14 protein-coding genes are annotated in these 18,229 nt (G+C 69.1%); 7 read left to right on the forward strand and 7 right to left on the reverse strand.

The features are described from left to right. Positions 1-48: 48 nt before the first annotated feature. The 4 genes from V7D63_RS07815 to V7D63_RS07830 all read left to right on the forward strand — a co-directional run bounded on the left by V7D63_RS07815 (position 49) and on the right by V7D63_RS07830 (position 4,048). Positions 49-840: a class I SAM-dependent methyltransferase gene (locus V7D63_RS07815; protein WP_333591706.1), complete on the forward strand. Its 792-nt coding sequence runs from the start codon at positions 49-51 to the stop codon at positions 838-840. A gap of 84 nt (positions 841-924) precedes the next feature. Continuing rightward, positions 925-1,839 (forward strand): class I SAM-dependent methyltransferase, encoded by a 915-nt coding sequence (locus tag V7D63_RS07820; protein ID WP_333591707.1) that lies wholly within the window; start codon positions 925-927, stop codon positions 1,837-1,839. Further along, positions 1,836-2,930, forward strand: coding sequence for an alpha/beta hydrolase (locus V7D63_RS07825; RefSeq protein WP_333591708.1), 1,095 nt, complete (start codon positions 1,836-1,838; stop codon positions 2,928-2,930). Before V7D63_RS07820 ends, V7D63_RS07825 begins: the two co-directional genes overlap by 4 nt. Then, the gene (locus tag V7D63_RS07830) at positions 2,927-4,048 is read left to right on the forward strand and encodes a class I SAM-dependent methyltransferase (RefSeq protein WP_333591709.1); all 1,122 of its coding nucleotides are present in this window, start codon (positions 2,927-2,929) and stop codon (positions 4,046-4,048) included. Before V7D63_RS07825 ends, V7D63_RS07830 begins: the two co-directional genes overlap by 4 nt. Here V7D63_RS07830 and hisN read toward each other — a convergent pair. Beyond that, on the reverse strand, positions 4,045-4,830 hold the full coding sequence (gene hisN, locus V7D63_RS07835; RefSeq protein ID WP_333591710.1) for a histidinol-phosphatase: 786 nt from the start codon (positions 4,828-4,830) through the stop codon (positions 4,045-4,047). The two genes, V7D63_RS07830 and hisN, sit on opposite strands and share 4 nt — an antisense overlap. 51 nt (positions 4,831-4,881) lie before the next feature. Continuing rightward, a complete protein-coding gene (locus tag V7D63_RS07840) occupies positions 4,882-5,271 on the reverse strand; it encodes a helix-turn-helix domain-containing protein (RefSeq protein WP_333591711.1) in 390 nt (129 codons plus the stop codon). Positions 5,272-5,463: 192 nt separating this feature from the next. Between V7D63_RS07840 and V7D63_RS07845 the strand changes: the two genes are divergently transcribed. Continuing rightward, positions 5,464-5,709 (forward strand): GlsB/YeaQ/YmgE family stress response membrane protein, encoded by a 246-nt coding sequence (locus tag V7D63_RS07845; RefSeq protein WP_333591712.1) that lies wholly within the window; start codon positions 5,464-5,466, stop codon positions 5,707-5,709. A gap of 69 nt (positions 5,710-5,778) precedes the next feature. On the opposite strand, the gene V7D63_RS07850 is transcribed toward V7D63_RS07845, so the two are convergent. Next, positions 5,779-6,153: a superoxide dismutase gene (locus V7D63_RS07850; protein WP_333591713.1), complete on the reverse strand. Its 375-nt coding sequence runs from the start codon at positions 6,151-6,153 to the stop codon at positions 5,779-5,781. Positions 6,154-6,362: 209 nt separating this feature from the next. Here V7D63_RS07850 and V7D63_RS07855 point away from each other — a divergent pair, with 209 nt between their 5' ends. Beyond that, a complete protein-coding gene (locus V7D63_RS07855) occupies positions 6,363-7,979 on the forward strand; it encodes a phosphatidylglycerol lysyltransferase domain-containing protein (RefSeq protein WP_333591714.1) in 1,617 nt (538 codons plus the stop codon). 6 nt (positions 7,980-7,985) lie between these two features. Here V7D63_RS07855 and typA read toward each other — a convergent pair whose 3' ends face one another. The 4 genes from typA to V7D63_RS07875 all read right to left on the reverse strand — a co-directional run bounded on the left by typA (position 7,986) and on the right by V7D63_RS07875 (position 15,545). Then, a complete protein-coding gene (gene typA / locus V7D63_RS07860; RefSeq protein ID WP_333591715.1) occupies positions 7,986-9,806 on the reverse strand; it encodes a translational GTPase TypA in 1,821 nt (606 codons plus the stop codon). Positions 9,807-9,923: 117 nt separating this feature from the next. Further along, a complete protein-coding gene (locus V7D63_RS07865; protein WP_333591716.1) occupies positions 9,924-10,973 on the reverse strand; it encodes a YeiH family protein in 1,050 nt (349 codons plus the stop codon). A gap of 19 nt (positions 10,974-10,992) precedes the next feature. After that, a complete protein-coding gene (locus tag V7D63_RS07870) occupies positions 10,993-13,044 on the reverse strand; it encodes an OPT family oligopeptide transporter (RefSeq protein WP_333591717.1) in 2,052 nt (683 codons plus the stop codon). Positions 13,045-13,109: 65 nt separating this feature from the next. Next, on the reverse strand, positions 13,110-15,545 hold the full coding sequence (locus V7D63_RS07875; protein WP_333591718.1) for a glycosyltransferase: 2,436 nt from the start codon (positions 15,543-15,545) through the stop codon (positions 13,110-13,112). A gap of 205 nt (positions 15,546-15,750) precedes the next feature. Between V7D63_RS07875 and V7D63_RS07880 the strand changes: the two genes are divergently transcribed. Further along, a partial coding sequence (locus V7D63_RS07880; RefSeq protein ID WP_333591719.1) for a M10 family metallopeptidase C-terminal domain-containing protein occupies positions 15,751-18,229 on the forward strand: 2,479 nt, incomplete at its 3' end.

Consider the following 18,229-nt stretch of genomic DNA (forward strand, 5'->3'; position numbering starts at 1 on the left):
GGGCTGGGCCGGTAGGGTGTCGGCCCTCGTGTTTTTCGGAGTCCGCCCATGCGTCTCGCCCTGATTCTCGCCGCCGCCGTCGTGGCCGTCCCCGTCGCGGCCGAGGCCCAGGCCCACGCCCCGGCCATGCCGCGTCCGGCGCGCTCGGCCGTCTCCATGGCCATGCCGGAGTATCAGGCGGACGCGGCCTTGAGGGGCGCGATCGAATCCACCGCCCGCCCCGCCGCCGACCGCGCCCGCGACGTCTTTCGTCATCCCGAAGAGGCGTTGACCTTCTGGGGCCTGTCGCCGGCCATGACGGTGGTCGAGGTCCAGCCGGGCAGCGGCGGCTGGTGGACGGCCATCCTGCGCCCCTACGCCCAGGCGACCGGCGGCCGTTATGTCGCGGCCGACGACCTGGCGGCGTTGCAGGCGGTCGAGCCGGGGTCCGCGGACATGGTTCTGATCGCGCGCGCCTTCCACAATTGGGCGCGCACGCCGGGCCGCACCGACGCCGTCCTGGCCGCCGCCTATCGCGCCCTGAAACCGGGCGGCGTCCTGGCCGTGGAGCAGCATCGCAGCGCCGAGGGGCGCAATGTCGCCGACACCGCGCCCACCGGCTATGTGCCCGAAAGCTATGTCATCCAGTCGGCCCAGGCCGCGGGCTTCGTCCTGGACGCGCGCAGCGAGCTGAACGCCAATCCAAAGGATGACCGGGATCACGCCTTCGGCGTCTGGACCCTGCCGCCGGTGCGGCGCGACAGCCAGGACGGCCGCACCCTGACCGCCGCCGAACGGTCGGCGTACGATGCGATCGGCGAAAGCGACCGCATGACCCTGCGTCTGCGCAAGCCGGCTTGACTTTGACCCCGCTGTCGAACGCCGTTAATCCCGTTCGACCGGTTGCGGCCCAGGCGGACGGCGGGCGCTGGGCGAGGGTTTTGCATGGCTGAATTCAGCGCGGACAGAGGACGGGGCGCGTCGCGTCGCGGCCTGCTGGCGGGCGCCGCGGCCTGCGGCCTGATGAGCCTGTCCGCCTGCAACCGCGAGAAAAAGGCGGTCGCGCCGACGCCTGAAACGCCTCAGGGACCGCCGCCGGGTTCGCTGGAATGGGCCGTGGCCGGGCCGTGGCGCTCGAAAGACCGGCCGCGCGACGCCTTCCGTCATCCGCTGGAGACCCTGCGCTTCTTCGGCCTGCAGCCGCGCATGACGGTGGTCGAGGTCTGGCCCGGCAGCGGCTGGTACACCGAGATTCTGGCCCCCTATCTGGCCAAGGGAGACGGCAAATACATCGCCGCCCTGTTCGCCTCGGGTCCCGGCTCCGATCCGGCCCAGGCCGCCCTGAACGCTGCCTTCCAGGAACGGTTCACCGCCGACCGCAAACTGTATGGCGACATCGAATTCACCGCTTTCGGAACCCTGACCGGTCCTATCGCCCCGGCGGGGACGGCGGACATGGTTCTGTTCCTGCGGACGCTGCATTCCTGGATGGCGTCCGGCCTGGTCGAAAAGGGCTTTGAGGACGCCTTCGCGGCGTTGCGTCCCGGCGGGGTGCTGGGGATCGAACAACACCGCCTGGCGCCGGAAGACGACCAGGACCCGGCGGCGGCGAACGGATACGTCCAGGAAGCGTTCGTCAAACAACTGGCCGCCGAGGCCGGATTTGTTTTCGTCGCGGCTTCGGAAATCAACGCGAATGAAAGGGATAGCAAGGATCATCCCTTCGGCGTCGAAACCCTGCCGCCGGTGCGCCTATCCGCGCCGCAGGGCCAGCCGCCGAATCCGGCGTTCGACCGGGCCAAATATGATGCGATCGGTGAAAGCGACCGCATGACCTTGAAATTCAGGAAGCCTGAGTGAACCGAGCCGCCGCCTTCGCCGCCAACGCCCCCTTGATGGGCGTGCCCGGAGCCTCCGCCCCGCCCGGCGGTCAGGGGGACTGGTTCCGGGGCGCCGGGGGCTTGCGCCTGCGCGCGGCCTTGTGGACGCCGTCGACCCTGGTGGCGCAAAAGCCGCGCGGCACGGTGGTGCTGTCGCCCGGCCGCACCGAGCCGATAGAAAAATATTTCGAGCTGATCGGCAATTTCCTGGCGCGCGGCTGGTGCGTGCTGGCCCACGACTGGCGCGGCCAGGGCCTGTCGGCCCGTCTGCTGCCGGATCGGCTGAAAGGCCACGCCCGCGCGGTCGAGGAGTTCCTGGACGACTACGCCCGCCTGCTGGACGCCTTCGAGACCCGTGCGCCCAAGCCCTGGATCATGGTCGGCCATTCGATGGGCGGGGTGCTGAACCTCTTGACGCTGGAGGCCGGCGAAAGCCGCTTCTCGGGCGCGGTCCTGTCCAGCCCGATGCTGAAGATCCGCACCGGCAAGCGGTCGATGTGGTCGGTCAAGCTGGCGGTGCGCTGGAACCTGCGTCACGGCAAGGGGGGCGACTATGTTCTGGACGACCCGGACGACCCGTTCGACCACACCTTTGAAAAGGACGCCCTGACGTCCGACGAGACCCGCTACGAACTGTGGCGTCAGCAACTGTACGCCTGCCCGCACCTGGCCGTCGGCGGCCCGACCTGGGGCTGGCTGGCCTTCGCCATCGACGCCGGTGAACGGGCGTTGAAACCCAAGGCGCTGAAATCGGTGCGCATTCCGGTCTGCATCGTCCAGGCGGGCGACGACGACCGGGTGTGGAAACAGACCAGCCGCTGGGCCGCCAAACGGCTGGGCCGCGGCCGCTATGTCGAGGTCGCCGGGGCCAAGCATGAGGTCATCATGGAGACCGACGACATGCGCGCGGTCTTCCTGACCGAGTTCGACGCCATGGGCGACTATGTGTCGCCGGTCGAGGACCTGTCGCCGGTCGCGCCTGGCGCGACGCCCGCTCCGCCCTTGGCCGCCACGACGGTTGCGGCGGACGACCTGGGCCTTGCCCCCCACATCGCGCCCGTCGCGCCGTGATCAGCCCGCTACGTCGGCGAAGGCCCGCGAAAGTCAGCTCCGCGCCGGCGCCGCCGACCGTCGACCTGAACCCCGAATCCGTCGTCGCCGCCCTGTTCGACAGCCTGCTGGGCCGCGCGCCGGGCGACCAGATGGCGGCTTACGTCCAGCTTCTGGAGACGACGGGGGTCGCGGGCGTGACCCGGCATCTGATCGGCTCGGACGAGTTCCGCGCCCGCGCGCCGGACGCCTATGCAGTCAAACTGCCCGATCTTTCGACGCTGATGCCCGAACGCTATCGCAAGGGCGGGGGCGACAGCCTGATCTACGAGGCGCGCGACGCCGAGGGTCTGCGCCTGATGGAGCGGATGATCGTCGAGCACCGCTATTACGACAGCTTCGTCGCCTGGCATCCGGTCATCGACCTGGACAAGCGGGTGACGGCGGCGGTGGTCCGCTGTTTGGGCGCCGGAAGCGTGCTGGAGCTGGGCTGTTTCGCCGGCTCAGTGCTGAAGCTGCTGGATGACGCGGGGGTCGCGGTCACGGGCGTCGAGATCAGCCACCGCGCCTTCCTGGTCGCCCATCCGTCGATCTATCACCGCATCCGCTTCGGCGATCTGTTGACGCTCGATCTGCCGCCGGAGGGCTTCGACGCCTTCCTGGCCATGGACATATTGGAGCATCTGAACCCGCTGGACCTGGACGCCTATGTGGCGCGGATCGCCCGACTGATCGGGCCGCAGGGCTTCGCCTATGTGAACTCGCCGATGTTCGGCGAAGACGACGTCTTCGGTCAGGTGTTCCAGCAGTATCTGCCCGCCTGGCGCGAGGCCGGGCCGGACGTGTTCTGGACCCAGTTGCACTGCGACGCCCAGGGTTGGCCGGCGCACGGCCATCTGGTCTGGGCCGCACCGCAGTGGTGGGAGGCCCTGTTCGCCCGCCACGGCCTGGTTCGCGACCGTGACGCCGAGCGTCTGATCCAGGCGCGCCTGGCCGAATTCTTCGCCGTGCGCGCCCCGGCGCGAAAGAGCCTGTTCGTGCTGCGCCCGGTCGGCGCCGAACCCCTGGCCTTGGATCAGGTGGAGGCGCGGATGCGCGACATCCTGGATCCGTTGCTGGTCGACCCGACCGCCCCTTAGACGGCGGCACGCCTCAGCGTCACCAGGGCCTGGTAGATCAGGGCCGCGTCGCCGACGGCCAGGATCTGGCCGCCGTCGTCCGGCGCCGCGCCGCGCCAGTTGACGACCCGGCCGCCCGCCGCCTCGATCACCGGAACCAGGGCCGACCAGTCCCAGACCTTCAGCGCGCTTTCGGCCACCAGGTCGATCCGACCCGAGGCCAGCATGGCGTAGGCATAGGCGTCGCAGCCCAGTCGGGCCAGCCGCGCCGCCGCCCGCACCTGGGTCCAGGCGCCCCGCTCGGCGCCGGTGAAGATGTCCGGGTCGGTGGTGGCGATGATCGCGTCGTTCAGGTTCGGGCAGGGGCGGCAGGCGATGGCCTGATCCTGACCGCGCGCCAGCATCCGCGCGCCCGAAGGTCCGCCTAGGAACAGTTCGCCGATATAGGGTTGGGAGATGGCGCCGACGGTCGGCCGGCCTTCGCGGTTCAGGCCGATCAATGTGGTCCACAGCGGCAGGCCGGCGATGAAGGCGCGGGTCCCGTCGATGGGGTCCAGCACCCAGACGTGCTCGGCCTCGGGCCGGTCCTGGCCGTACTCCTCGCCGATGACGCCGTGATGCGGATAGCGTTCGGCGATCCGCTTTCGCATCGCCGCCTCGGCGTCGCGGTCGGCCTGGGTGACGGGGTCGAACCCGCCCGCTCCGGCCTTGTTCTCGGTCTCGCACGCGCCCCGGAATACAGGCACAGTGACGGCGGCGGCGACGGCGGCCAGTTCGACGGCGAAGGCTTCAAGCTCGGTCATCGCCGGCGGGCATACTCACGCCCCGCCGACAAGTCACGAAGGAAACACGGCTCAGGCCGCGGTCGGCGCGTCGCCCTCGGCGTGCAGCGACTTGGCCAGGTCCAGCAGGCGGCGGCGCGGACGCTCGCCCAGTTGGTAATAGGCCTGGATCAGGTCCAGCGTCTCCTTGCGGGAGAACATCTCGCCATTGGCGCCGTTGGCGGTCTCCTGGCGCTCCATGGCCTCGGCCAGGCCGTCGTAGAAATAGTTCACCGGCGTCTCCAGCGCCTCGGCCAACTGCCACAGGCGCGCGGCCGAGATGCGGTTGGCGCCGCACTCATACTTCTGGATCTGCTGGAAGCGGATGCCGACCTGCATGGCCAACTGCTGCTGGGTCAGGCCCAGCAGGCGGCGCCGGCGGCGCAGGCGGCGGCCCAGGTGAAGGTCGATGTCGGTGGCCATGATCCCATACCCCTTGTTCTTACGGACTGTCCCGAAACGGAACGGCTCGCCTGGACAGGTTCAAGGGACGTGCCGAACTCACGCGACGAGGGAGTGACGGCGTTATTCGTGACGCAACCGCGCGCGGGGCCGTGCATTAATGCGGCAGGCCGACACGGCCTCTGAGCAGGAAGGGAATCGTCTATGGATGGAATGGGGATCATCGCCTGGATCATCATCGGCGTCGTGGCCGGATGGTTGGCGGAAAAGATCATGGGCCGCAGCCACGGTCTTATCGCCAATCTGATCGTGGGGATCTTGGGCGCCGTCATCGGCGGCTGGCTCGCCGGTTTCACGGGGTTTCCCGTGATCATCAATTCGTTCGTGACGTCGATCGTCATCGCCACGATCGGCGCCGTCATCCTGTTGTATCTGGTCGGCCTGATGAAGCGCCGCTGACCGCGCGTCGGTTGAACGGGAAAAGGGCGGTCGCTGGACCGCCCTTTTTGCTTTTACGGAACCAGGAGATCAGCCCTGGGGCGTGGGAGCCGGAGCCGGGGCGGGAGCCCGGCGGGTCTCCTCGATGGGCGTCGCGGCCATGAAGTCGGCCATCGTCCAGTCCACGGCGACGCCCGCCCCGTCTTGGCGGATGCCGTTCAGGGGCACGGCCCGCAGACGGCGGTCGGCGCCGCGCACCAGCAGCTCCTGCGCCCCGGCGGCGTTGACCTGAACGTCCTGAAGGTGGCCCAGGACGGCGCCGTCCTTGCCTTTCACGGGCGCGCCCGGCTCCAGGCTGATCGGCGGGGGCGGGGCCTCGGCGGTCGCGGTCTGGGCGACGGCGGCGTGGGCGGGAACGGCCAGGGCCAAGACGGCCAGGGCGGCGAAGGCGGCGGTGCGGGTCATCTCGCGATCTCGGAACGGTCTTCACGCCCCCAGCGGGCGCGGACGGGACCATACCGCGCCGAACGCATCCCGCCAGCCCGAACGAACGCATCGGCAAACGAAACGCGCGATGTCGGGGTCCGGCTGATCGGTTCGGCTTTCGGCCGGAGGCGGGGCGGACTAGGATCGCGCGCGTGACGGCGAAACGATCTCCAGGTCTGACGAGACGATTGGCGGGCCTGGCCTTCGAGCTGACGCCCCAGGTGTTCGCCGTGGCCTGTTTCATGGCCGGGGCGGTGGTCCTGGCCTCGGCCGCGACTCCGGCCTTTTCCAGCCGCTTGGCGGTTCTGGATCGGGCGCTGCACCCGATCCTGATCGACCTGTCGCATTTCGCGGCCAGCGTGGCGGGCTTTCTGCTTTTGGCCCTGTCGGCGGGCCTGTGGCGGCGGCGGCGCGGCGCCTATTGGGCGGCCCTGATCGTGCTGATCGGCGGCGCGGCCCTGTCGTTGCTGAAGGGGCTGGACTGGGAAGAGGCCATAGAGCTGGCCGTGGTCGCCGCCCTGCTGGCGCCGTGCCGGGCCGCCTTCAACCGCTCGTCGCGGCTGAGCGAGCCGCTGCGGCCCAGTTGGATGTTGCTGGTGGCGGCGGTGGTGGCGGCCAGTCTGTGGCTGGGCTTCTTCGCCTATCGCGACGTGGCCTATCAGGACGAACTGTGGTGGACTTTCCTGACGGATCGCCAAGCCTCGGGCTTTCTGCGCGCCGCGGCCGTTCTGGCTCTGTTGACCCTGCTGATCGCGGGCCGGTCCCTGTTCGCGGCGCCCGGCGCCCGACGCCACCGTTCGGCCGGACCCGAGGACGTGGCCCGCGCCATCGACGCCCTGCGACAAGCCGATCGCGCCGAACCGGAAGCCTGGCTGGCGGCGCTGGGCGACAAGGCGCTGATGTTCAGTCCGTCGGGCCGCAGCTTTTTGGCCTATCGCGTCATCGGCCGACGCTGGATCGTCATGGGCGAGCCGGCCGGAGCGGTCGAGGAGCGCCGCGACCTGTTATGGGCCTTCGCCGAGGCGGCCGACGGCTACGGCGCCGCGCCGGTCTTCTATTCGGTGGGCGAGGGGCTGCTGGCCGATCTGGCCACCCTGGGTCTGGCGCTGCGCAAGATCGGCGAGACGGCGGCGGTCGATACGGCCGCCTTCAGCCTGGAGGGCAAGGCCCGCCAGAACCTGCGCACCGCCGTCAACCGGGCCGAGCGCGAGGGCGCGACGTTCGAGGTTCTGCCGCCCGGATCGGCCCTGTCCTTGGCGAACGAATTGAAGGCCGTGTCCGACGCCTGGCTTCAGGCGCACCGGGGAACCGAAAAGGCCTTCTCCCTGGGCCGGTTCGACCCGGCCTATCTCGACCTCATGCCGTTGGCGGTGGTGCGGGTCCAGGGGCGGGTGGCCGCCTTCGCCAATCTGATGCCCGGCGCTCGACCCAGTGACGGCCTGGCCGTGGACCTGATGCGCCATGCGCCCGACGCGCCGCAGGGGGTGATGGACTATCTGTTCGTGCGCACGATCCAGTGGGCGCGGGACCAGGGGTGGGCCGTGCTGGACCTGGGTCTGGCGCCGTTGGCGGGGCTGGAGGACCGGCGTCTGGCGCCGGTGTTCGCACGCGTCGGCGCCCTGGTCTTCGACGAGGGCGAGGCGGTTTACGGCTTCTCGGGCCTGAGGGCCTATAAGGCCAAATTCAGCCCGGACTGGCGGCCGCGCTTCATCGCCGCGCCGCCGTCCACGCCTCTGGCCCTGGCCCTGCTGGACGTGGCCCTGCTGACCAGCGGCGGCTGGCGCGGCATGCTGAGGCGCGGCTGACGGGCGTCAGTCCTCGCGAACGCGCTTCTTGCGGAACGACGGGTTCAGCACCTGTTTGCGCAGGCGGATCGACTTGGGCGTGACCTCGACCAGTTCGTCGCTCTCGATATAGGCGATGGCCTGTTCCAGGCTCATGATGCGCGGCGGGGTCAGGCGCACCGCCTCGTCCTTGCCCGAGGCGCGGACGTTGGTCAGTTGCTTGCCCTTGATCGGGTTGACGTCCAGGTCGTCTGATCTCGAGTTCTCGCCGATGATCATGCCCTGATAGGTCTTTTCGCCGGCGCCGACGAACATGACGCCGCGCTCTTCCAGGTTCCACAGGGCGTAGGCCGCCGTGTCGCCGTCCGAGTTCGAGACCAGCACGCCCTTCAGGCGGCCCTCGATGGCGCCCTTATAGGGTTCGTAGTGCGAGAAGACGCGGTTCAGCACGCCCGAGCCGCGCGTGTCGGTCAGGAACTCGCCCTGATAGCCGATCAGCGAGCGCGACGGGCAGGCCAGGGTGATGCGGGTCTTGCCCGCGCCCGAGGGACCCATGTCCTTCAGTTCGGCCTTGCGGGCCGACAGTTTCTCGATGACCACGCCGGTGTGTTCGTCGTCGACGTCGATGACGACCTCTTCGATCGGCTCCAGACGCTCGCCGTCCTCGCCGGTCTGGAACACCACGCGCGGGCGGCTGATGGAGACCTCGAAGCCCTCGCGGCGCATGTTCTCGATCAGAACGCCCAGTTGCAGTTCGCCGCGGCCCGCCACGTCGAAGGCGTCGGCGCCCGGGGTCTCGGTGATGCGGATGGCGACGTTGGCCTCGGCCTCTTTCAGCAGGCGGTCGCGGATGACGCGGCTCTGCACCTTGTCGCCTTCGCGGCCCGCCAGGGGGCTGTCGTTGACCGAGACGGTCATGGAGATGGTCGGCGGATCGATCGGTTGCGCGGGAAGCGCCTCGGTCAGCTCCAGCGCGCACAGGGTGTCGGCCACGGTGGCCTTTGACATGCCGGCGATGGCGACGATGTCGCCCGCCTCGGCGCCCTCATCGACCGGTTGGCGCTTCAGGCCGCGGAAGGCCAGCACCTTGGTGATGCGGCCTTGTTCGATCTGCTTGCCGTCGCGCGACAGGGCCTTGATCGCCATGCCGGGCACGGCCTTGCCGCTCTCGATCCGGCCGGTCAGCAGGCGGCCCAGGAAGGGGTCGGATTCGATCAGAACGTTCAGCATTTGGAACGGTTTCTCGACATCGCTCTGCTGCTTCGGCGCCGGCACGTGGCTGACGATCAGGTCGAACAGCGGGGCCAGGGTGTCGGACGGCTGGTTCAGGTCCAGCGTCGCCCAGCCGCTGCGGCCCGAAGCGTAGATGTGCGGGAAGTCCAACTGCTCGTCCGTGGCGCCGATGGCCGAGAACAGGTCGATGGTCTCCAGGTGCACCCGATCCGGGTCGGCGTGGGCGCGGTCGACCTTGTTGATGCACAGGATGGGGCGCAGGCCCATCTTCAGCGCCTTGGTCAGCACGAATTTGGTCTGCGGCATGACGCCTTCCTCGGCATCGACCAGCAGGACGCAGCCGTCCACCATGCCCAGGATGCGCTCCACCTCGCCGCCGAAGTCGGCGTGGCCGGGCGTGTCGATGATGTTGATGCGCGTGTCCTTCCACACGACCGAGGTCGCCTTGGCCAGGATGGTGATGCCGCGCTCGCGCTCCTGATCGTTGGAGTCCATGGCGCGCTCGGTCGTCGCCTCATTGGCGCGGAACACGCCGGACTGGGCCAGAAGCTGGTCGACCAGGGTCGTCTTGCCGTGGTCGACGTGGGCGATGATGGCGACGTTGCGCAGGTTCATTTCGGTATCGCGGACAGGGCGGCCGGAACGGATCGGGCCGCGAGGACAGGGCGTGATTGCGGGGAAGGCCGCGCCTCATACAGGTCCGCGCGCCGAAAGGCCAGCGCGGCCTCGGCTTCAGGTCAACAGCATCGCCAGCATGATCGCCGTCGCGGCCAGGGCCAGGATCGACAGGCTGGCCGCCGCCGCCACGCGCGGTCCGGCGCGGAACAGGGCGCGCGGATCGACGCCCAGGCCCAGCGCCGCCATGGCCGTGACGGTCATGGCCGTGACGATCGGCCCGATGCGGGCGGCGGCGTCGGCGCTGATCCAGCCCGCCGACCGCGCGCCCATCAACAGCAGGAAAGCGACGATGAACCAGGGGATCAGCCGGTTCAGGGTCAGCTTCGGGCGCGGCCAGACGGCGGCCTGGTCGTTCAGGCGCGGCGCGATCAGGCCCATGACGACGCAGACCGGTCCCAGCATCAGCACCCGCATCAGCTTGACCAGGGCGCCGACCTGCACCGCCACCGGTCCCATGGGCGCGGCGGCGGCCAGCACCTGGGGCACCGCATAGACGGTCAGGCCCGCGACCACGCCATAGGTTTCGGGCCGCAGGTTCAGCGCCGCGCCCGCCAAAGGCAGCAACAGCACCACCGCCACGCCCAGCACGGCGGTGAAGCCGATGGCGGCGGCCACGTCCTTGGCTTCGGCCTTGATGACCGGCGCCACGGCGACGATGGCGGAGTTGCCGCAGACCGCATTGCCCGCCGCGATCAGCAAGGACAGGCGCGGTGAAAGCCCCACCGCCCGGCCGATGAAATAGCCCCCGGCCAGGGCGCCGAACACCAGGACCACGACCGCCAGCAGCAGGGGCAGTCCGGCGGCGGCGATGGCCTGGGCGCTGACCGTGGCGCCCAACAGGGCCACGCCCGCCTCCAGCAAAGGCCCGGCGCAGAAGGCGACCCCGGCGACCCAGCGCGGGCCAGGCGTCCAGACCGTGCGCACGGCCACGCCCAGCAGGATGGCCAGAACCAGAGGCTCGATCCACGCCCGACCGAACAGGTCGGCCTCAAGACGGCCCAGGGCGACCGCCGCACCCGCGACCAGCAGGCTCAGGACCAGGCCGGGTGCGAGACCGATCAGGGCGCGCCCGACCGTGCGGACGCGTCCGTCGCCGCGGGTCAAGACCTGATCCCCCGCCGCCTCAAACCTTGGCCGCGCGGCCGCGCACCCACTGGTACATGACCACGGTGATCACCGCGAAGGCGATCAGGCCGACCAGCATGTCGGGCCAGGTCTCGCCCAGGTTGAAGATGGCGAAGGGCGCCTCGTTCTCGGTCGCGCCGATGACCCCGGCGTTGAACACGCCGAACAGGCTCTCGCCGACGATCAGGCCCGAGGCCATCAGCACGCCCATGCGTTTGGCGACTTCGGCGTAAGGTTTGCGGGCGACGCCCTTTTCGTAGATCCAGCCGCAGACGGCGCCGACGACCAGCATCATGGTCACGGCGGCCGGCAGGTAGAAGCCGATGCCGACGGCCAGCGGCGGCAGCTTGACCTTGCCCTTGGACAGGCCGCTCAGGATCATTTCCAGGATGATCACCGCCACGCCGATCAGGGCGCCGACGCCGATCAGGTCCCAGCGCAGATCGCCGCTGATGGCGCCGCGCGCCAGGGCCGAGATCAGTGTGGCTTGCGGCGCGGCCAGCGGTTCCGAGGCGATGCCGATCGGCCCGCCCTCGAAGCCGAAGGCCTTGTTCAGGGCGTTCAGCACGAAAGGAATGACGATGGCGCCGGCGATGACGCCGATGATCAGGGCCGCCTGCTGCCGCCACGGGGTGGCCGCGACCAACTGGCCGGTCTTGAGGTCTTGCAGGTTGTCGTTGGCGATGACGGCCACGGCGAAGACGATGGCGGTGATGATCAGGGCGTAGGCGACGAAGGCCGGGTCGGCCGGGGCGCCCGCGGCGGCCATGACGCCCAGCATGAACACCGAGGCGATGACGACGGCCAGGATGCCGACGCCCGACACCGGGCTGTTCGACGAGCCGAGCAGACCGGCCATGTAGCCGCAGATGGCGGCCACCGCGAAACCGATCAGCACCACATAGATGACCCCGCCCGCAACCAGCACGGCGGTCGAACCGGCCAGGGCCGGAGACGCCTGGGCGAAGGCGGTCAGGACGCCGGCGATGCCGACCAGGCAGACCAGCGAAAGGATGCCGACCAGGGTGATCGGAATGTCCATTTCCGTACGGTCCAGCACCTCGCCCGACTTGCGCCGGGCCTGGGCGGCCAGGGCCGAGGTCAGGCCGCCGATCAACGGCCCGGCCAGTTTCAGCAGGGTCCAGACGGCGGCCACGCCGATCACGCCCGCGCCCATGAAACGCACTTCGTTGCGCCACACGCCGATGGCCAGCTCCTCGGCCGGAATTCCGGCGGCCAGGGTGCCGGCGACCGACTCCAGGCCCAGGCCGCTGGTCCAGGCGACATAGTCGGGCGAGGTCATGATCGGCACGGCGATCAGCCAGGCGATCATCAGACCGAACAACTGGGCCAGGCCCACGGTCAGGCCGATCAGATGGCCCGCGCCCAATAGGGCGAACTGCATCCCCAGGCCCATGCCCGTCGCGCCGCCGCCCAACGAGGCCGGAAGCTTGATGAACCGAGCCGCCTCGCCCGCGAACACCTTGGCCGCCGCCAGCCAGGCGTAGACCGCCGAGATGATGGAGGTGACCAGAACGACGCCCAGGCCGATCTTGTTTTCGCGGACGGCGGCTTCATCCTGGTCCGCGCCAGGTGAGCCGACCTTCAGCACCTCGGCGGCGGCGACGCCCTCGGGATAGGGCAGGCCGCCGTTGACCACCAGGGCGCGGCGCAACGGGATGGAGAAGGTCACGCCCAGAACGCCGCCCAGGACGCAGATGATCATCGATTCCCAGATCGGAAACTCGCGCCACCAGCCGATCATGATCAGGCCCGGCAGGACGAAGATGATGGAACTCATCGCGCCGCCGACCGAGGCGACGGTCTGGACCGTCATATTCTCCCAGATGGTCGAGGAGCGGAACGCCCTGAGCAGGGCCATGGAGATGACCGCCGCCGGAATGGCCGAGGCGAAGGTCAGGCCGACCCGCAGGCCCAGATAGGTGTTGGCCGCGGTGAAGACCACCGCCAGCAAACAGCCCAGGACGATGGCCCTGGGCGTGAATTCAATGCGCTTGCCCGTTGATGCGGGCGTGCCGGCGTCGGTCATGTGGCGGTTCCTCTCCCTGGGGGCGGAAGTAAGCCGAGAAACGCCGCCGGAGCAATCGTCCGGTCTCAGGCCTTGGACAGATAGCGATCGGCCAGGTCGGACAGGGTCCCGAAGGTGATGGCGTCCACCATGTCGGCGCGGGCGACGGCGTCGTCCTCGGCGCAGACCATGAAGCCGATCAGACCGACCCCGGCCACGCGGGGATCGGCGCCCTTGGTGGCGACCGAGAAGTCCTCGACCTTGTCGCCCTTGATGTCGATGCGCAGCACGCCGTGCGGCGCCTGATCCGAACCGACGACCAGCGACAGCCATTGCTCGCCGCCCGTCTCCAGCACGCGCGTCTCGATCGCCGAACCGGCGATGGAGAGGGTGTATTTCAGCGCCGTCTCATGCAGCCCCCTGAGACCCAGATACAGGCGGGCCGGGCCGAGGTCGGCGGGCAGGGTCACGGCCAGGGTTCCGCCCTGGGCCTTGGTCCACACGCCCCAGTCGTCCGGCTGCCACCAGCCGTCGCCGATACGGAAGATCTCGGTCGCCGTCATGCCGGGGGCGATGCTGGTCTCGACGATCCGCCGCATCCAATAGTACCGGCCCGGCTCGGCCAGGGCGGGCGCCAGGGGGCGGGCCTCGGCGGCGCCCGCGGTCGTGTCGGCGGCGGCCCACGCCCGCACCTGATCGGCGATCTCCAGCCCCAGGGTGCGCCACGGCCGGGGCCGGAAGGCGCGGGCCTTGGTCTCGACCTCGGCGCGCCAGGCGTCGTCGAACATCAGCCGGTCCAGTTCGCGCACCAGGGCCTCCTGGTCGCCGACCGGAAAATAGACCACGTGGTCGCCGCCGGCCTCGGGCAAGGACGAACTGTCCGACAGCAGCGCCGCCTTGCCGTAGCAGAGCGATTCCGTCACCGGCAGGCCCCAGCCCTCATAGGTGCTGGGATAGAGGGTGAAGCGGCAGGCGCGGTACAGATTGGCCAGGTCGGGGTCCGACACGCCCGAGATCATCATCACCTTTTCACGCAGCACCGGGTCGGAAGCCGCCTTGGTGAAGACCGCGTCGTTCAGCCAGCCGCGATTGCCGACGCAGACCAAGGTGGGCAGGGTCTCGACGCCGTGTTTGCGCGCCAGCTCGATCCAGGCGGCGAAGGCGGCCAGGTGGTTCTTGCGCGACTCGATGGTCGAGACGAACAGCACGAAGCCGTTCTCGGTCAGGCCGTAGCGGGCCAGGCTCTCGGCCATGGGCGCATCGGCGGCGGGCTTGCGGAAGTCGGCGTCCAGGCGGACGACGTGGACGTCGTCGGGATCGACCTGAGCGTTCAGCCTTTTCGCCACCGCCAGAAAGTCGCGCTTGGACGCCTCGGAATTGGTCAGATAGCGGTCGGCGTGGGCGAAGACGCCCGAGGCCCAACTGATGAAGTCCTGGGTCAGCCGCTTGACGCAATGCTCGGGCGTCATGATCGGGATCAGGTCGTGGATGAAGGGGATGTAGCGTACCCCATAGGCCGCCCGGGCGCGGCGTACGTGCAGGAAATAGTTCTGCAGCCACCACGACGTGCCCAGGTTGATCAGATAGGCCCCGCGCGGAAAGGCCAGGGCCGGCGACATGGCCAAGAGCAGCTTCAGATCATACAGGGCGCTTTCCCACACCGGGTCGTTCAGTTCGCCGCTGACCAGGGCCAGTTCGGCCAGGGACAGGAAGACCTCCTGCGGCACCTCGACCCAAACGTCGCGCCCGCTGGTGAAGCCGCAGATCCGCACCTCCAGCCCAGGTGTGGGTTCGGTCAAAAGCGCGGTGATGACCTCGATCTGCACCCGCTGGATGCCGGTCGGCAGACGGGCGTTGTCGAAATAGCCCAACAGGTCGGACACGTCGAAGACGACATGGGTGGCCGCTCCGGCGGCCTCGGCCTCCAGGCTCTCCAGCCGCTCGGCCGCATCGACGCCGGCCGCCAGCGCCTGGATCAGGCCTTGCGCCTCGGCCGTCTTGGCCGCCCGAGACCGGGCCAGGAGGCTGTGCATCCGGCCTTTCAGATCGCCCAGGCTGTCGGCCCGCCGCGGCGTGTGCACGGGGCGGCGCAGGCGCGGCAGGACCTTGGCCAGGCGCGCCTCGTCGATCGCGATTCCTCGACCGGCCAGAGTGGTCAGCTCGGCGATCGCCGACCCTTGGCCGGGGTTCAGCTCCAGCGCGCTCAGAAAGGCTTCGGCCGCGTCCTCGAACCGACGCAGCCGCTTCAGCAGATGGGCCAGATGGTAGAAGGGATCGGGATCATCGGGGTTCAACTGCGTGGCGCGGCGATAGGCCTCGACCGCCTCATCCGCTCGGCCGATGTCTTTCAGCATATGGGCGTACTGGACCCAGATTGGGGCTAGGTCGGGCGCCAGCTCCAGGGCGGCGGCATAGGCGGGCGCGGCGTCCGCGTGCCGACCCGCGTCGCGCGCACGGTCGGCTTCGGTCAGCAGACGTTTGACGGGATCGTCGGACACCCGCCGTCGTTTCAGTATCTTCATCAAGATCCGCGCGTCCCTTAGAGGCGACTTCGCCATATCAGACCGGTCGATCTTCTCAACATCGCGTTTTCCCGACGGGCATGGCGAAATTCCGCGACCGCACGCGCCACGCGAGAAGACGTGACGGCGTTCGCTTGTCACGCTTGCCACTTTGCATGTCGGCGGTCATCTTGCGGCGAAATCCTTATCGAGAGTGGGGCAATCCATGTTTGACGCAGAGATTCTGGGCCGTCGCGCCTTCGGCGAAGTCGGTTTCGAGGCCGCCAAGAACCCGGACGCGACGCTGGACAATCGCTTCTTCGGCGACGTGTCCTCCTATGCCGTCTGCGGCTGCTGCGGCGGCTTCCACGCGCCGACGGTGGTCGAGACCGGCGTGGTCGCCGAATACTGGCTGGACGCGGATGATCGCGGCGGCGGCGCGGTCCAGCCCAACGGCAAGACCTCGTTCGATCCGACCCAGGCCGGCGCCTACATCACCCGCTCGGGTTCGCCGTGGGGCGCGGGGGGCGGCACGGCCGCCAACGTCACCTTCTCGTTCCGGTCGACGGCGCCGACCACCATGCCGGACGACACGAGCCTGTTCAGCCGCTTCTCGGCGCAGCAGATCACCGCCACCCTGTCGGCCCTGGCCGCCTGGTCCGATGTGGCCAACATCACCTTCACTCGGGTGGATGACGGCGACGGCTATTCCAACAACTCCACCATGTTGTTCGGCAACTACGGCGCCGGCGCCGCCGGCGCGGCGGCCTTCGCCTATGGCGCGGGCAATACGGCGACCTCCTCGGTCAGCGGCGACGTCTGGGTCAACTCCGGTCAGGGGAACAACAGCAACCCGACCTATCTGGGTTACGGCTATCAGACCCTGACGCACGAGATCGGCCACGCCATCGGTCTGCGGCACCCCGGCGCCTATAACGCTGGCGAGGGCGTCAGCATCACCTACGCCGCCAATGCCGAGTATTACGAAGACAGCCGCCAATACACGGTGATGAGCTATTTCAGCGCCTCCAACACGGGCGCCAGCCATAACGGCTCCTATTCCGCCGTGCCGTTGCTGGACGACATCGTCGCCGTCCAGCGTCTGTACGGTCCCAATATGACGACCCGTACGGGCGACACCACCTACGGCTTCAACTCCAACGCCGGCCAGCAGTGGTACAGCGCGACCGGCATCGGTTCGGTGCTGATCTTCGCCGTCTGGGACGCGGGCGGAACCGACACCTTCGACTTCTCGGGCTACACCCAGAATCAGACCATCGACCTGCGCCAGGGCGCCTTCTCCAGCGTCGGCGCCCTGACGGGCAATGTGGCCATCGCCATGGGCGTGGTGATCGAGAACGCCATCGGCGGCTCGGGCAACGACACCATCCGCGGCAACGGCTCGGCCAACCTGCTGCGCGGCGGCGCGGGCAACGACACCATCGACGGCGGCCTGGGTTCCGACACCGCCGTGTTCAGCGGCAACCGCGCCGCCTACACCATCACCTGGAACGGCACGACGGCGACCGTGGCCGGCCCGGACGGCACGGACACGGTGCTGAACTGCGAATTCCTGCAATTCGCCGACCAGACGGTGACGGCGCCGACCGCGCCGGTCACGGGCGGCGTGACCATCAGCGGCGACGCCGGTCCCAACACCATCGACGGCACCGCCTTCGCCGATTCGCTCAGCGGTCTGGGCGGTAATGACACCCTGAACGGCCTGGGCGGCGACGACACCCTGGACGGCGGTTCGGGCGATGACGTGCTGAACGGCGGCGACGGCAACGATGTGCTGATCGGCGCCGCCGGCGGCGATACGCTGAACGGCGGAGCCGGGATCGACACCGCCGACTATTCGGGGGCGCCCCTGGGCGTCAATGTGAACCTGTCCACCGGCCAAGCGTCGGGCGGTCACGGTTCCGACACGCTGTCGAGCATCGAGAACGTCAACGGTTCGACGAGCCGCGACGTCCTGACCGGCAACGATGCCGACAATGTCCTGCGCGGCAACGGCGGCATCGACTCCATGCGCGGTGGTGGTGGAAACGACACCCTGATCGCGGGCGCGGGCGGCTTGGCCGGCGGCGCGCCGAACATCGTCAAGGCGTCAGGCACGGTCAACGCCAGCATCGCCACGGCGGTGTCGATCGACGGCGGCTTCGATCTGTTGAGCGATGCGACCATCGTCAACTCGACCACCGTCCCTCACGCCACCATCGCGGCCACGACCCACGGCGGCGTCGAATATTACGCCTTCACCGTCACGGCCGGCGCGTCGGTGACGTTCGACATCGACGGCGCGAGCTTCGACACCACCTTGCGCGTCTTCAACGCCGCAGGCGCGGAACTGGCGAACAATGACGATGCCTCGCCCGGCGACAGCAGCGGCTCTTCGACCGACTCGGGCCTGACCTTCACTTTCGCCGCCGCCGGCACCTATTACGTCCAGGTCGCCCAATGGCTGAGCAATCCGAGCGGCGGCGGCTTCACCAGTGGACCACCCCCCGCGGGCGGGACCTACACCCTGCACGTCTCGATTCCGAACCACGCCTATGTCTCGACCTATACGGTGGGTTCGAGCCTCTATGGCGAAGACGGCGACGACATCCTGACGGGCGGCGATGCGGCCGACCTTCTGGTCGGCGGTTCCGGCTCTGACACCATCACGGGCGGGGCGGGGATCGATCGGGCGCTGTATAACG

This window comes from Brevundimonas sp. (assembly GCF_036732845.1).
Lineage (GTDB): Bacteria > Pseudomonadota > Alphaproteobacteria > Caulobacterales > Caulobacteraceae > Brevundimonas.

Bases quoted from the DNA above. Each gene is read 5' to 3' on its own strand.
- V7D63_RS07870 (WP_333591717.1), bottom strand. From the start codon at position 13,044: ATGACCGACGCCGGCACGCCCGCATCAACGGGCAAGCGCATTGAATTC.
- V7D63_RS07875 (WP_333591718.1), bottom strand. From the start codon at position 15,545: ATGAAGATACTGAAACGACGGCGGGTGTCCGACGATCCCGTCAAACGT.
- V7D63_RS07850 (WP_333591713.1), bottom strand. From the start codon at position 6,153: ATGACCCGCACCGCCGCCTTCGCCGCCCTGGCCGTCTTGGCCCTGGCC.
- V7D63_RS07845 (WP_333591712.1), top strand. From the start codon at position 5,464: ATGGGGATCATCGCCTGGATCATCATCGGCGTCGTGGCCGGATGGTTG.
- V7D63_RS07840 (WP_333591711.1), bottom strand. From the start codon at position 5,271: ATGGCCACCGACATCGACCTTCACCTGGGCCGCCGCCTGCGCCGCCGG.
- typA (WP_333591715.1), bottom strand. From the start codon at position 9,806: ATGAACCTGCGCAACGTCGCCATCATCGCCCACGTCGACCACGGCAAG.
- hisN (WP_333591710.1), bottom strand. From the start codon at position 4,830: ATGACCGAGCTTGAAGCCTTCGCCGTCGAACTGGCCGCCGTCGCCGCC.
- V7D63_RS07815 (WP_333591706.1), top strand. From the start codon at position 49: ATGCGTCTCGCCCTGATTCTCGCCGCCGCCGTCGTGGCCGTCCCCGTC.
- V7D63_RS07820 (WP_333591707.1), top strand. From the start codon at position 925: ATGGCTGAATTCAGCGCGGACAGAGGACGGGGCGCGTCGCGTCGCGGC.